Genomic DNA, 14,469 nt, shown 5'->3' with positions numbered 1-14,469 from the left:
AAAAGGTCAAACTAATGAATGACCTTTTTTCTGAGCTTCCTAGCGGGCTGTTAACAACGGCTAAAAACGGCTTGAAGCATCAGTTCATCATCTGCCAAGTCTAAGAAGAAAGATATATCTTCACTTTCATTGGTTACGGCAAAAACAATATCTGTTTCAACTTCAGAATCGATCACTTCATCGTTTTTCATTTTGTATTCTCGCTTTGGGTTTGTGAGTAATAACTGCTTTGGATTAAGCAGTAACTGACTAATCCCACATTCCGAACTCTCTAAAGCTGCGCGCAGCTACTCATTGTTGAGAGAAGCGCCTCGGAATTGCTGAATCAATCAGCGCCTCTTGAGTAAAGGTCATATCGCGAGCATTACGCAAATAGATATTTCATGGTTCTCCGTCTCAGAGCCTTCGAAAATAGAGGAAATGGCCGCTGCTACAAAAAAAATTAATTCTGATTGTCAGGCATAGTGCAATGTTAGGATATTTCCCACGGAGAACTACTTTTTTGTCTTACAGAGGTAACTTTCAACATTTTAGGACGTTCCACACAAAAAAAGCCCCGTGACCGAATGGATCACGGGGCAAAAAATTGGCTGGATGCGACCAACCAAAGGAGCTCTTTACATCACTTGGCGCTGGCGACCACCGTATCCGGCTGCCAGCCACCGCCCAACGCCTTGTAGATCGCGACAATGCCGCGATACAGATCCACTTCGGCCTGGGCCTGGGAGTCTTCGGCGGCCAGGCGCTCACGTTGCGCGTCGAGCAATACCAAGAAGTCCACGGTGCCTTCGCGGTAGCGGATCGCGGCCAGGTCGGCGGCGGCGCGGCTGGATTCGCTTTGGCGGATCAGCGAAACCAAACGTTGCTGGCGCTTGCCGTAGTCGCTGAAGGCGTTCTCGGACTCTTCCAGCGCCAACAGCACTTGCTGCTCGTAGGTCGCGAGGGCGCCATCCGCCTCGGCATCGGCGCCGCGCAAACGGGCGCGCACGCTGCCAAGGTCGAAGGCTGCCCAGGTGATGCTTGGGCCCAGGGCCCAGGCGTTCGCGGCGGACGAGCCGATCTGCGAACCACGCCCAGCGGTGAAGCCGAGGAAGCCGCTGAGGCTGACCCGTGGGAACAGGTCGGCCTTGGCCACGCCGATACGCGCGGTGGCGGCGGCCAGTTTGCGTTCGGCGCTGAGGATGTCCGGGCGACGTTGCAGCAGTTGCCCTGGATCGCCGATCGGCAACGCTTTGGCAATCGCCGGCAGGTCTTTAGGGCCCAGGTCGACGGTCAGCTTGTCCGGACGCTGGCCGAGGAGGGTGGCGATGCGGTTACGCTCGCGCACTTGTTCGGCCTGTAGTTGCGGCACGCTGGCTTCGACTGCGGCGAGGCGTGCGTCGGCACGCTCCACGTCGAGTTGGTCGCCCACACCGGCATCCCGCAGGCTGACCGTGATGGTGCGCGATTCCTGCTGGTTCTTCAGGTTGTCCAGGGCAATGCGTTCACGCAGTTGCACGCCACGCAATTGGCCATAGGCGTCCACCAGTTCGGCAATCATGGTGACTTGCAGCTGGTACAAGTCAGCCTCGGCGGCTTGCTGGTCGGCGTCGGTGGCTTCCAGGTTGCGCTGGATGCGGCCGAACAGGTCCAGTTCCCAGGCCATGTCCAGGCCGAGGTCGTAACGCTCGGTCTTGACGCGGCTAGTGGTCTGGCCCGGGATCTGGCCTTTGCCCTGGTCACTGCTGACCCGGCTGGTGATGGTCGGCATGGCGTCATTGCTGGCGTCATCGCGGATCGCACGGGCCGCCCGCAGGCGGGCAAAGGCGACGCGTAGATCACGGTTGCCCTGCAGCGACTGGGTCACCAACTGGTTGAGGGTCGGGTCTTCGAACTGCTGCCACCAGATGCCTTCGAACTTGGCGTGGTCATACTGCTTGGCATCGGCAGCGGCCGTGATGTTGGCCGCCTCCGGGGTCTGGGCTTTGTAGTCCGGGCCTACGGCACAGGCGCTCAGCGCCAGTACCAGCAAGCTCGGCAGGAATACTTTCACACTCATTGCTGTGTCTCCAGCTTCAAGGCCTTGGCCGCTTTGCGTGCCTCTTGGCGCTCCACATAGCGACGGATCAGTACGTAGAACACTGGCGTCAGCAACAGACCGAAGAAGGTCACACCGATCATCCCGGAGAACACCGCCACGCCCATGGCATGACGCATCTCGGCACCCGCACCGCTGGACAACACCAGTGGCACCACACCCATGATGAAGGCGAACGAGGTCATCAGGATCGGCCGCAGACGCAGACGGCAGGCTTCCAGTACCGCAGCGAGCGGGTCGAGGCCTTCTGCCTGTTTGTCCTTGGCGAACTCGACGATCAGAATCGCGTTCTTACACGCCAGGCCCACCAGTACGATCAAGCCGATCTGGGTGAATATGTTGTTGTCGCCACCCGAGATGATCACCCCGGTAATCGCCGACAGCAGGGTCATCGGTACGATCAGGATCACCGCCAATGGCAGGCTCCAGCTTTCGTATTGGGCGGCCAGTACCAGGAACGCCAGCAGTACGCAGAGCGGGAACACGAACAGTGCGGTGTTGCCCGAGAGGATTTGCTGATAAGTCAGGTCGGTCCACTCGTAGGTCATGCCGTTGGGTAGTTCTTCTTTCAGCAGTTTCTCGATCGCCGCTTCAGCCTGGCCCGAGCTGTAGCCCGGTGCAGCGTTGCCGTTGATTTCTGCGGTGATGAAGCCGTTGTAGTGCATCACGCGGTCCGGCCCGGAGGTGTCGCTGACCTTGATGAAGGTCGCCAGCGGGATCATCTCGCCTTTGTTGTTGCGCACTTTCAACTGGCCGATCTGGTCTTCGTCCAGGCGGAACTGCTGCTCAGCCTGCACGTTGACCTGGTAGGTCCGGCCGAAGCGGTTGAAGTCGTTGGCATACAACGAGCCCAGGTAGATCTGCAGGGTGTCGAAGATGTCGCTGATCGCCACGCCGTGGGTCTTGGCCTTTTCACGGTCGATGGCGGCATCGACCTGGGGCACGTTGACCGTGTAGCTGGTGAACAGGCCGAACAGTTCTGGCGTGGTGCGGCTCTTGGTGATGATGTTCTGCACTTCTTTGTACAGCTCGTCGTAACCCAGGTTGCCACGGTCTTCGATCTGCAGGCGGAAACCACCAATCGTACCCAGGCCCTGTACCGGCGGCGGTGGGAAGATCGCCATGTAGGCTTCCTGGATGCTGCTGTACTTGCCGTTCAGTGCACCGGCAATCGCTCCGGCAGACATGCTCGGGTCTTTACGCTCGTCGAACGGTTTCAAGGTCACGAACACGATGCCGCTGTTCGGGCTGTTGGTGAAACCGTTGATCGACAGGCCTGGGAAGGCCACAGCGGCTTCCACGCCCGGCTGTTTCAGCGCGATGTCGGACATGCGCTTGATCACGTCTTCGGTGCGGTCCAGGCTTGCGGCGTCGGGCAATTGGGCGAAGGCCACCAGGTATTGCTTATCCTGGGCCGGTACGAAACCGGTCGGGGTGTGGGCAAAGCCCAGCCAGGTCAGGACCATCAGGCCGGCGTACAGGAACAGCGCGATACCACTGCCACGGATCACGCGGCGCACGGTGCCGACATAACCATGGCTGGCCTTTTCAAAGAAGCGGTTGAACGGTTTGAACAACCAGCCGCCCAGCAACTTGTCGAGGAACTTGGAGAAACCATCCTTCGGCGCGTTGTGGCTCTTGAGCAATACCGCAGCCAGGGCAGGGGACAGGGTCAGTGAGTTGAACGCCGAGATCACCGTCGAGATCGCAATGGTCAAGGCGAACTGCTTATAGAACTGCCCGGTCAAGCCGCTGATGAAGGCCGCAGGTACGAACACCGCACACAGCACCAACGCGGTGGCGATGATCGGGCCGGTCACTTCGCTCATGGCTTTTTCAGTGGCCGGGAACGGTTCCAATCCCAGCTCGATGTTCCGCTCGACGTTCTCCACCACCACGATGGCGTCGTCCACCACGATACCGATCGCCAGTACCAGGCCGAACAGCGACAGCGCGTTGAGCGAGAAGCCGAACAGGTGCATCACCGCAAACGTACCGATCAACGATACCGGCACCGCCACCAAGGGAATGATCGAGGCGCGCCAGGTCTGCAGGAACAGGATCACCACCAGCACCACCAGGATCAACGCTTCGAACAGGGTGTGCACCACCGCTTCGATGGAGCCGCGCACGAAGATGGTCGGGTCATAGACGATGCTGTAGTCCATGCCTTGCGGGAAGCTCTTTTTCAGCTCCTCCATTTTGCCGCGCACTTCGTTGGAGATCTCGATGGCGTTGGAGCCAGGGCGCTGGAAGATCGGGATCGCCACGGCCGGCTGGTTGTTCAGCAACGAACGCAGGGCGTATTGGCTGGAGCCCAGCTCCACCCGTGCGATGTCTTTGAGGCGGGTGATTTCACCGTTATCGCCGGAGCGAATAATGATGTTCTCGAACTCTTCCTCGGTCACCAGGCGACCTTGGGTGTTCACCGACAACTGGAACGCAGTGGCGGTCGGGGCAGGTTGTGCACCCAGGGCACCGGCGGCGACCTGGCGGTTCTGCTCACGGATTGCCGTCACCACGTCAGTGGCCGTCAGGTTGCGCGAAGCGGTCTTGTTCGGGTCCAGCCAAACACGCAGGGAGTAGTCGCCCATACCGAACAGCTGCACATCACCGACGCCGCCCAGACGCGCCAACTCATCCTTCACATTGAGCAAGGCGTAGTTGGACAGGTACAGCATGTCGTAGCGCTGATCCGGGGAGGTCAAGTGCACCACCATGGTCAGGTCGGGGGAGGCCTTGTCCACGGTGATACCGATGCGCGTCACTTCCTCAGGCAGTTTCGGCTGAGTCCGGGTCACGCGGTTTTGCACTTGCACCTGCGCGTTGTCCAGGTCGGTGCCCAAGGCGAAGGTGATGGTCAGGGTCAGCTTGCCGTCGGCGGTCGACTGCGAGGACATGTACAGCATGTTCTCGACGCCGGTGATGGCTTGCTCCAGCGGCGCGGCGACGGTTTCACCGATGACCTTGGGGTTGGCGCCCGGGAAGTTGGCGCGCACCACGACAGTCGGCGGCACCACTTCCGGGTATTCGCTAATCGGCAGTTGGAACAGCGAAATTGCACCGGCGATCAGGATCAGCAGCGAAAGCACCGCTGCGAAGATCGGCCGCGAAATGAAGAACTTGGAAAAATTCATCTTGAGTCGTATCCCTTAACCGCGTGGAGTCGCAGCGCTGGCAAGTTTCGGCGCGGCTTTATCCGGCGCCACTTGTTCCAGGTTGCTGGCTTCAAGCGCTTGTCGTTGTTGGGCCAAGGCGGCGAGGGTTTCCTTGCTGGCCATCGGAATGGTTTCCGGAGCGACCGGCGATCCTGGGCGCACGCGTTGCAGGCCCTTGACGATAATGGTGTCTTCTTTGTTGAGGCCGCTGCGCACGATGCGCAAGCCTTCGATTTTCGGCCCCAGTTCTACCGAGCGATACGCCGGCTTGTCGCCTTCCATCACCAATACGAACTTCTTGCCGAGGTCGGTGCCGACGGCTTCGTCGTTGATCAACACGGCGGAGTAGGTGCCGCTGCCGACCAGCTTCAGGCGGGCGTACAGGCCAGGGGTGTATTCGCCCTTGCTGTTATCGAACACGGCGCGACCACGGATGGTGCCGGTGGCCGGGTTGACCTGGTTGTCGACGAAGTTCATCTGGCCCAGGTGCGGGTTGCCGGTTTCGTTGGACAGGCCCAGGTACACCGGGGTGGTCGCACCGCGACGGCCTTGGCGAGCCAGTTCGGTGTACTTGAGGAACACGCGTTCATCGGCATCGAAGTAGGCGTAGACCTTGTCGGTGGAGACCACACTGGTCAGCGCGGTGACATCAGCGGTCACCAGGTTGCCGGCGGTGATTTCGGCACGGCTGACACGGCCGCTGATCGGCGACGTGACGCGGGTGAAGCTCAGGTTCAGCTTGGCCAGGTCCAACTGCGCCTGGATCCCGGCGACAGCGGCGCGGGCTTCCTGAGCGGCGGTGGTGCGCGAGTCGGCCAGTTCGGCGGAAATCGCATTGCTCTGGCGCAGGCGTTCGCCACGCTGGGCTTCGTTATCGCTACGGGTGGCGGCGGCGCGGGTTTGTTGCAACTGAGCTTCAAGGCGACGCACTTCAGCCTGGAACGGTCGCGGGTCGATCTGGAACAGCAGGTCGCCTTTCTTGACCAAAGCGCCTTCGGTGAAAGCGACTTGGTCAATCTGGCCAGAGACCCGAGGACGGATCTGCACGGTTTCCGGGGCTTCCAGACGACCGGTGAACTCATCCCACTCGTTGACCGGTTGTTCCAGCACCTTGGCCACGCTGACTTTGGCAGCTGGCATGGCGGCCGCTTGTTCCGGGGTCTTGCCGCACGCGCTCATCACCACCACGGCCAAAATCGCCAGGGGGAAGCGCAAATGTTTGAGTGACTGTTCCATGAGGTGCATCCGCCAATGTATTTGAGATGGGCGGATCATGCGCGGCGATGTGCTATGTCACGAATCGAATGAAGCAAAGGTAACTATCATTCGGAATGATATAAGCGCGAGATTAGCCCTCTAGCATGGGGGTTTCGTTAGGAGGCTATCAATGGGCTTGATGGCAAAGGACTGTTGCAAGGACTGCAAGGAACTCGCGCGCTCGCCGGTGTTCTCGCGAGCGCGTCCTTGATTATGCCGCCCTTGTGGCGACGTGTCGGCCAGGGATCGCAGCAATCAATTCACGGGTGTATTCGTTGGCGGGGTGGTTGAAGATCCGCTCCACGCTGCCTTGTTCGACTACCTTGCCATTGCGCAACACCAGCACCTCATGGGCAAAGTTGGCCACCACCGAGAGATCATGGGACACCAGCACATACGCAATGCCCATCTCCCGTTGCAACTCTTCCAGCAAATCAAGAATGTGCGCCTGCACGGATACATCGAGCGCACTCACCGGCTCATCCAGCAGCAACAGGTCCGGCTTCAACGCCAGGGCCCGGGCGATGGCGACGCGTTGGCATTGGCCGCCGGACAGTTCGCGCGGCAGGCGGTCAAGGTAGCTGGCTGGCAGGTGAACGCGGGAAATCAATTCGCGGGCGGCCTGTTCCAGCGCGGGCCCTTTGAGCAGCCCGAACGACACCAACGGCTCGACGATGCTATCGAACACCGTGAAACGCGGGTCCAGCGCGGCAAATGGGTTTTGTTGCACCAGTTGCAGGCGCTGGCGCAGCGGGCGGAAGTCGCGCCAGCTCAGGTGCGTGACATCCTGTTGTTCGAACCAGACCTGGCCTTGGCTCGGTTTCTCAAGGCCCAGGGCGATGCGCAATGCGGTGCTTTTGCCCGAGCCTGATTCGCCGACGATGGCCAAGGTCTGGCCGGGGTATACCTCCAGGCTCAGGTTTTCCAGGGCCACGAATGTGTTGTCTTCACCCTTGACCTTGGGCAAGGCGAACGTCTTGCCGACGTTTTTGAGGCTCAGGATGGGCTCTATCATCGGGTCGATATGAATCAGCGGTTCCCGCCGCTTTGCGAAAGCAGGAGCGGCGGCGATCAGTGCGCGGGTGTAGTCGTGCTGCGGCGCGTCGAGAATCTGCCGCGGCGCGCCCTGTTCGACCAGTTCGCCTTGTTGCATCACCAGGATCCGGTCGGCGCGGTCGCTGGCCACGCCCAGGTCGTGGGTGATGATCAGCAGCGAAATCCCACGCTCGCTGACCAGGCGTTGCAGGTGGTCGAGGATCTTGCGCTGCACGGTGACGTCGAGGGCGCTGGTGGGCTCGTCGGCGATGATCAGGCGCGGGTTGCCGGCCAGGGCAATGGCGATCAACACGCGTTGGCGCATGCCGCCGGACAGTTCATGGGGATACTGGCGTGCGCGCAGCACGGGGTTGTCGATACCCACCTGTTGCAGCAGCTCGACAATGTCTGCATCCACAGCGGGGTAGCGTTTGCCCTTAGCCAGAATCAGCGCCTCGGCGATTTGCTGGCCCACGCGCAGCGTGGGGTTGAGGCTGACCATCGGGTCCTGGGGCACCAGGCCGATGGTGCGGCCGCGCAAGGCACGCTTTTGGCGTTCGCTGGCGTGGGTCAGGTCTTGGCCGTCTACCCACAGTTGGCCGGCGGTGATCTGCGCACTGTCCGGCAATAAACCCAGGATAGCGTTGGCCAGGGTCGATTTACCCGAGCCGGACTCGCCGACAATCGCCACGGTCTCGCCCTGGGCGACGCGCAAGGACAGGCGATTGACCGCCGTGTTGCCGTGCCGATAGCGGACACTGAGTTGGCGAATATCCACTAAAGCATTCATCGCTGGGTTTCCTCGAAGGTGCGGGCGATATGGTTGAGACTGAACACCACGGCCACCAGGAACAGGCCTGGTAGCAGGGACACCCACGGGGCGGTGATCAGGAAGTGTCGGCCGTTGGCAATCAGCGTGCCCCATTCGGCGGCGGGCGGCGCGGCGCCGAAACCGAGAAAGCTAAGGCCGGCGGTGGCGAGGATGGCGGCGCCAAAGTCCAGGGTTGCCAGCACCGCCACCGGCCCCCAGGCATTGGGCAGGATGTGTCGCAGCAGGGTGCGTCCCCAACTTGCGCCGCCCAGGCGCGCGGCCTCGACGTACGGCAGCGTCTTGACCCGCAGCACCTCAGCGCGGGTAGTACGGGCGAACCCTGGAACAATGCCGATACCCACGGCAATCGCCACTGGTACCGTGCCGAAGCCGATGGCTGTGACAATCGCCAGGGCCAGCAGCAGGCCGGGCAAGGCCAACAGCACATCGACGAAGCGCATGATCACTGCGTCAACGCGGCCACCGGCAAAGCCCGACAGAATGCCCAGGCCCAGGCCACCCAAGAGGGCGATGCCCACGGCTAGAAACGCCGCCAGCACCGAGAGGCTTGAGCCAAACACCACGCGGGTATAGAGGTCGCGTCCCAGCTCATCGGTGCCAAACCAGTGGATCAAATTCGGCGCACGCAGCTTGTCGACGGGCGACGTGGCGTAGGGGTCGAAACTGCTCAACAGGTGCGGTGCGATGGCCGCCACCAATGAAAACACCACGACCAGCAGCGCCAGACTAAACCCCGGCCGCCGCAACAGGGGCAGCAGCGTCGCCGTCACGCGTTGCAGGCGGCTGCGGCGGCGCCACAGCCCAGGGCTGGCGGACATGGTTTTGCGGCCCAGGTTCTGCTCAAGCATGTTCATGGTCTAGGACACCTTTGGCGTGTGGGTGATGCGCGGGTCGAACCACGGGTAGAGCAGGTCGACTAGCAGGTTCACCAGTACAAAGGCCGCTGCCGACACCGAAACGATCGCCAGCACCACCGGAATGTCCTGGCGCAGCACGGCCTCCTGGGCCAGCCGGCCAATGCCTGAGCGCGCAAAGATGGTCTCCACCAACACCGCACCGGACACCGTATTGCCGACCTGCAAGCCGATCAGGGTCAGGATCGGCAGCGCGGCATTCTTGAACCCATGCCGCGCCTGCACCTGCCCACGACTCAGGCCCTTGGCGTAGGCGGTGGCGATATAGGACTCTCGCCAGACACCCTGGAAACTGCGTTGCAACACTTGGGCATACACCGCCGCACTGGGAATTGCCAAGGTGATGGCAGGCAACACCAGACTTTCAACGCCCTTGCTACCGGTTGCGGGAAACCAGCCCAGACCGAACGCAAACACCTGAATCAGCAACAACCCCATCCAGAACACCGGCACTGAAAAGCCCAGCGATGGCAGGCGTGCCAGTGCCTTTTTCAACGGTTGCCAACGAAGGTAGGCGGTCAGATAGGCCAGGCCGATTCCGCCGAGCAGCGACAGCACAATGGCCAGGCCTGCCAGGGATAAGGTTTGCGGCAAACGTTCGGCCAGCAGTTCCGCGACCGGCCGGTTCAATGAAAGTGACTGCCCGAAGTCCCCCCGCAGCGCTCCCAGCAGCAGGTCGAAATACTGCTCGAACAAACCCTTGTCCAGGCCGTAATAGGCCCGCGCCTTGGCCAGGTCTTCCACCGACAGCGAGTCGGCTTCCATACCCGATGCACTGAGCATGATCGACAAGGTGTCACCCGGCAGCAGATAAAGGATGAAATACGTGATGCTGTAGGCACCCCACAGCACCAGTAAGGCTTGTCCGACCCGGCCGATCAGATAACGGCTCATGGCGTGCCGATCTCGATATCACCCAACAGCGCAAAACCCTCGGCGGTCCAGCGGAAGTTTTTCACCTTGGGCGAGGTTGCCGCCTGCCACACGCGCTCGTAGATCGGGAACGCCGAGCTTTCGTCAATCAGCAGGTCTTGTAGATCACCATAGGCGGCTGCGCGCTGCGGGCTCTGGGTGGCGGTGATGCCGGCATCAAACAACGCCTTGGCTTTATCCAGTACCGCCGGTTCGAAGGTATTGGTCGCCACGGTGGAACTGTTGGCGCTGCGCGGATCGAGGATGGTTTGCAGGATGATCGGGTCGGCGCGGGTCATGTAGTTGATGGTCAGGTCGTAGTTGCCGGCGGAGTTATTGGCGACCCATTCGGCGCGGGTGACCACGCTGAGTTTCAACTCGATGCCGACCTTGCGCAGTTGGTCCTGGATCAGCACGTCGCCAGCGGTCTCGGCCGGGCTGATGTTGTAGCTCAGGCTCAGGCGCTTGCCGTTTTTCTGCCGGTAGCCGTCCGCGCCCTTGGCCCAGCCGGCCTGGTCGAGCAGGCGCTCTGCACCGGCCGGGTCATAACCGAGCTTGGCGGCCTGGCTTTTGACATACGGCGTGGTCACATCAAACACGCTGTCTACCACCGGGAATTCGGCGTTGTACACCGTGCTGGCGTAGCTCTTGCGATCAATCGACTTTTGCACGGCCAGGCGCACTTGTTTGTCAGCCAGCAGGCGCTCGCCACGGGTGTTGGGGAAGAGGTTGAGCGCAGGGCCCGGCAACGATCGGCTCTGGATCGTCGCGCCCTTGGACTGAAACAGCTTCAGGTCAACTTCGGAGAACGGGTTGCGCGGCCACAGGATGTCGGCCTTGCCTTGCAGGAACAGGCCGTTTCGTACGCTTTCCTCGGGGATGTAGCTGATGTCTACCGCGTCCAGGTGCGCTTCGCCCTGGTTTTTCATATTGGCCGAAGCCCAGGCGTAGCCCTTGCGTTTGGTCAAATGTGCGCCGACTTCCGGCGTGTAGCTGGCCAATACGAACGGCCCGGTGCCGATGATCTTGCCCAGGGAGCGCTCTTTCACCGTCAGTGCGTAGGAGGCGGGCGCGAGGATCGCCAGGTTGGTGGTGGAAGTCGCCTGCAGGAAACCCGCGTTGGGCTTGGACAGCACCAGCTTGACGGTGAAGTCATCGACCACTTCGGCATGGTCGTAACCTGCCAGGTAGGTGGCGCCGAAGGTGGCGGGTAGCTCGGTGGCGAGTGCTTTGTCGCTGTCGAACGCGATTTTCACCGCCTTGGCATCGAAGCGCTCGCCATTGCTGAAGGTGACGTCCTCACGCAGGTGGAAGGTATAGGTCAGCGCGTCGTCACTGACTTCCCAACGTTTGGCCAGCCAGGGGATGATTTTGCCGGTCTCCGGGTCCTGGTCGGTCAAAGACTCGGCGACATTGCGCAACAGCACGCGGTGTTCCAACCAATACACCTGGAACGGGTCGACGCTGACTAGGGTGGTGTTGTCGCCAAAAAACGCGATGTTCAGGGTCTTGCCCGCCTGGGTGTCAGTCCCGGGCGAGCAGGCAGCGAGGCTCAGCGCCAAGGCGCAGGGGGCCAACAGACGGCTCATCAAGTTGGAGGTATTCAATGGGGTGCCCTCAGGTGGCGTTTGGATCAGAAGTCGTAGGCGAGCTTGGTGTACCAGTAGCCGCCGCCGGGGTAGAACGGCGGGTTGCCATAGGCGGCCAGGCCGAGGTTGCTGTACACCGCGTGCTTGTCGGGGCGTACGTCGAAGATGTTGGTGCCGCCGATGCTGACGGTGAGGCTGTCGACGAAGGTGTAGCTGATGTCCAGATCGGTGATCCACTTGGCGCCGAAGCTGCGGTCGCCGCTCGGGTTGACCGCCAATGTCTTGACCGCGCCGTAACGGGCGGTTTGCAGGTTGACCGCCAAGTCCTCGACCTTCCAGTTGGCGCCCAGGATCCACTTGGTCTTGGGTGATGCATCGGTGAGATCGCCTTCACGGTCACGGCCCACCAGGGTCACGCCTGAACCGGCCAGCGCACCCGGCGTGTCACGTGTGCCTTCGATGGTGGTCTTGTTCCAGTTGAATCCCAGGCTCCAGCGCACATCGCCCCAGGCGTCCAGTGGCGTGGTGTGGTCGGCGACCACGTCCAGGCCCTTGGTGTGGGTGTCGAACGCGTTGGTGTAGTAGTTGACCCAGGTGCCAGTGGGCACGCCTTGGGCGGCGAGGATGGCGTTGATCGCGCCGTTACCACGGTCGTAGATATTGCTGGTCAGGGCGATGCGGTCGTCGATGTCGATCAGGTAGGCATCGGCGGTGATGCTGGTGCGTGGCGCCGGTTGCCAGGTCAGGCCCAACCCGAGGTTGCGCGACTTCTCCGGCTTGAGGTCATCACCACCGAGGGCTTTGGCCAGGTTGCTGCCGGACGGGGTCAGGCGGGTTACGGCTGGCACCACGTTGCCGTTCGCATCGATGGCCACACGGTTATCGGCCACGGTGTAGCCGATCTGGGTCAGGGACGGTGCACGGAAACCGGTGCCCACGGTGCCGCGCACGGCCACGGTGTCGGTCAATTCATAGCGTGAGTTCAGTTTCAGGCCGAAGGTGTTGCCCGAGTCATCGTCGTAATGTTCCACACGGCCGGCGACGTCGAGGAACCAACGGTCGGTCAGGTCGAAACCCAGGTCCAGGTAACCTGCGTAGTTATTGCGGATCAGGCTCACTTCGTCTTCCGGGCGAATCGTCACGGCGGCCTGCGCGCCGGAAGCGGCGGGGTAGGTGCCGGTGATATAGGCCTCGCGGTCGCCGGCGAACGTACTGAAATGCTCCCAACGATGCTCCAGGCCCGCCGAGACCTGCACCGGCGGCGTCAGGTTGAACAGGCTGTCGTAGCGGCGGGTGAAGTCCAGGTTGTTGACCCATTGCTCGAAGCGGAAGGTCGCCAGGTTATCGAACTTGGTCGGTGACGCTGTGCCCAGCGATGGGTTGATGTTGAGGTCGCTGGAGTGGTGCACGTTGTTGCGTCCGTAGGTGGTGCTGAGGTCCCAGTTCCAGTCGGCCACCAACCCCTTGCCGCCGAACAGCAGTTGGTAGTCGCGGTCCTTGATGTTGTTGAGCGGGAAGTAACCGTCCGGAAAAACCTCGGGCACTGCGGCCGTGCCGGTGGGCAGGCGAAAGTAGTTGGCGGCCTCGGCATCGCGTTCGCCGTAGGTGGAGAACGAATACAGCGTCAGGTCTTCCAGCGGCAGTTCGGCGTTATAGGCCAGGTTGAAGGCCTTGAGATCCGGGTCGCCGTTCTTGATCGCGACGCGATCCCAGGCGGCTTCCTTGGCCGGGTCGCTGAACGCCCGCACGCTGCTGTCCGCCTTGTCGTTCCAGGAAGCGCTGCCGCGTTTGCGCGCATCCGCCGAGAAGTGGAAAAAGCCGCCCTGGCCCAGTTCGAAGCCTTGGTCACCCGCGACCTTGATGGTCTCGCCCTGGCCGGAATACAGCTGGCCGTAACTGGTCTCCAGGTGGCCGCCGCTCTTGGTGTTCTTGAGGATGATGTTGATCACGCCCGCCACCGCGTCGGAGCCGTATTGAGCGGCAGCGCTGTCTTTGAGCACTTCGATATGGTCCACCGCGCTGACCGGGATCAGGTCGATGTCCACCGCATTCGCGCCACTGTTGTCGATCGAGCCGCGCTGTCCCGTCGCGCCGTTGTGGCGGCGCTTGCCGTTGACCAGCACCAGCGTGTAGGCCGGGCCGAGGCTGCGGTTGCTCAGGGGACGTGTCACTGAGTTGTAGCCGGCGATGTTGGTGCCGAAGTTGAACGATGGCAGCAGCTTGGCAATTGCCTCGGACAGCTCGGCGCGACCGGTCTTGAGCAGTTGGTCGCTGTTGATCACATCGATGGGCGCTGGGCTGTCGGCCACCGTGCGCTCCTGGCCGCGCAGGCCGGTGGAGATCACCGTCACGGTGTCGAGCTTGGCGTCTTCAGCGAAGGCGGGCGCCGCTGCCATCAGCATGGAGCTGGCCAAGAGTGACAGGTGAAATTTGTTAAGGGAGGTGGGGAGTGCGATGTCTGGCATGTAGGCGACCTGGGGGATAGGGAATACGTCCTCCGCCAGGTATGGGGTCGGTCTGTAGAGCGAAGATAATCCTATAAAAAACCTGAGTGAAAGGCTATTTTGGAATAAGCTAATTATCAGTTAATATTATTTAATTTAACCATATGATTAACTGTTTTTATTATGTCTTAGGGCGGGCACAGGGTTCATAGGTAAATATCGTCTACATTCCTAGGGTAGTTCCCATCTGG

9 protein-coding genes are annotated in these 14,469 nt (G+C 61.3%); all 9 read right to left on the bottom strand.

From position 1 onward, the window contains the following. Nucleotides 1–50: 50 nt before the first annotated feature. Complete coding sequence (locus ACP7C6_RS06775) at nucleotides 51–191, bottom strand: hypothetical protein (protein ID WP_311892235.1); 141 nt, start codon at nucleotides 189–191, stop codon at nucleotides 51–53. Between the two features lie 431 nt (nucleotides 192–622). Continuing rightward, on the bottom strand, nucleotides 623–2,038 hold the full coding sequence (locus tag ACP7C6_RS06770) for an efflux transporter outer membrane subunit (protein ID WP_028616061.1): 1,416 nt from the start codon (nucleotides 2,036–2,038) through the stop codon (nucleotides 623–625). Next, the gene (locus ACP7C6_RS06765; RefSeq protein ID WP_426108463.1) at nucleotides 2,035–5,214 is read right to left on the bottom strand and encodes an efflux RND transporter permease subunit; all 3,180 of its coding nucleotides are present in this window, start codon (nucleotides 5,212–5,214) and stop codon (nucleotides 2,035–2,037) included. The genes ACP7C6_RS06770 and ACP7C6_RS06765 overlap by 4 nt, the downstream gene beginning before the upstream one ends. 15 nt (nucleotides 5,215–5,229) lie before the next feature. Next, nucleotides 5,230–6,471, bottom strand: a complete 1,242-nt coding sequence (mexE, locus tag ACP7C6_RS06760; protein ID WP_122555266.1) for a multidrug efflux RND transporter periplasmic adaptor subunit MexE — start codon at nucleotides 6,469–6,471, stop codon at nucleotides 5,230–5,232. A gap of 232 nt (nucleotides 6,472–6,703) precedes the next feature. After that, entirely contained in the window at nucleotides 6,704–8,317 is a 1,614-nt protein-coding gene (locus ACP7C6_RS06755) for a dipeptide ABC transporter ATP-binding protein (RefSeq protein WP_122685181.1), read from the bottom strand. Continuing rightward, entirely contained in the window at nucleotides 8,314–9,213 is a 900-nt protein-coding gene (locus ACP7C6_RS06750) for an ABC transporter permease (RefSeq protein WP_068937488.1), read from the bottom strand. Before ACP7C6_RS06750 ends, ACP7C6_RS06755 begins: the two co-directional genes overlap by 4 nt. A gap of 3 nt (nucleotides 9,214–9,216) precedes the next feature. Continuing rightward, on the bottom strand, nucleotides 9,217–10,167 hold the full coding sequence (locus tag ACP7C6_RS06745; RefSeq protein WP_122685179.1) for an ABC transporter permease: 951 nt from the start codon (nucleotides 10,165–10,167) through the stop codon (nucleotides 9,217–9,219). Then, the gene (locus ACP7C6_RS06740) at nucleotides 10,164–11,774 is read right to left on the bottom strand and encodes an ABC transporter substrate-binding protein (RefSeq protein ID WP_068937486.1); all 1,611 of its coding nucleotides are present in this window, start codon (nucleotides 11,772–11,774) and stop codon (nucleotides 10,164–10,166) included. The genes ACP7C6_RS06745 and ACP7C6_RS06740 overlap by 4 nt, the downstream gene beginning before the upstream one ends. 44 nt (nucleotides 11,775–11,818) lie before the next feature. Further along, a complete protein-coding gene (locus ACP7C6_RS06735; protein WP_122685177.1) occupies nucleotides 11,819–14,239 on the bottom strand; it encodes a TonB-dependent receptor in 2,421 nt (806 codons plus the stop codon). Between the last annotated feature and the right edge of the window lie 230 nt (nucleotides 14,240–14,469).

The sequence above is a fragment of the Pseudomonas sp. TWR1-1-4 genome (assembly GCF_049897165.1).
Classification (GTDB): domain Bacteria; phylum Pseudomonadota; class Gammaproteobacteria; order Pseudomonadales; family Pseudomonadaceae; genus Aquipseudomonas; species Aquipseudomonas canadensis.
Note: the sequence above shows the minus strand (reverse complement) of the source record. Positions and strands in the feature narration are given on the sequence as shown.

Excerpts from the sequence above, each read along its gene's own strand:
- mexE (WP_122555266.1), bottom strand. The coding sequence starts at position 6,471 with ATGGAACAGTCACTCAAACATTTGCGCTTCCCCCTGGCGATTTTGGCC.
- ACP7C6_RS06740 (WP_068937486.1), bottom strand. The coding sequence starts at position 11,774 with ATGAGCCGTCTGTTGGCCCCCTGCGCCTTGGCGCTGAGCCTCGCTGCC.
- ACP7C6_RS06770 (WP_028616061.1), bottom strand. The coding sequence starts at position 2,038 with ATGAGTGTGAAAGTATTCCTGCCGAGCTTGCTGGTACTGGCGCTGAGC.
- ACP7C6_RS06775 (WP_311892235.1), bottom strand. The coding sequence starts at position 191 with ATGAAAAACGATGAAGTGATCGATTCTGAAGTTGAAACAGATATTGTT.
- ACP7C6_RS06765 (WP_426108463.1), bottom strand. The coding sequence starts at position 5,214 with ATGAATTTTTCCAAGTTCTTCATTTCGCGGCCGATCTTCGCAGCGGTG.
- ACP7C6_RS06745 (WP_122685179.1), bottom strand. The coding sequence starts at position 10,167 with ATGAGCCGTTATCTGATCGGCCGGGTCGGACAAGCCTTACTGGTGCTG.
- ACP7C6_RS06755 (WP_122685181.1), bottom strand. The coding sequence starts at position 8,317 with ATGAATGCTTTAGTGGATATTCGCCAACTCAGTGTCCGCTATCGGCAC.
- ACP7C6_RS06735 (WP_122685177.1), bottom strand. The coding sequence starts at position 14,239 with ATGCCAGACATCGCACTCCCCACCTCCCTTAACAAATTTCACCTGTCA.
- ACP7C6_RS06750 (WP_068937488.1), bottom strand. The coding sequence starts at position 9,213 with ATGAACATGCTTGAGCAGAACCTGGGCCGCAAAACCATGTCCGCCAGC.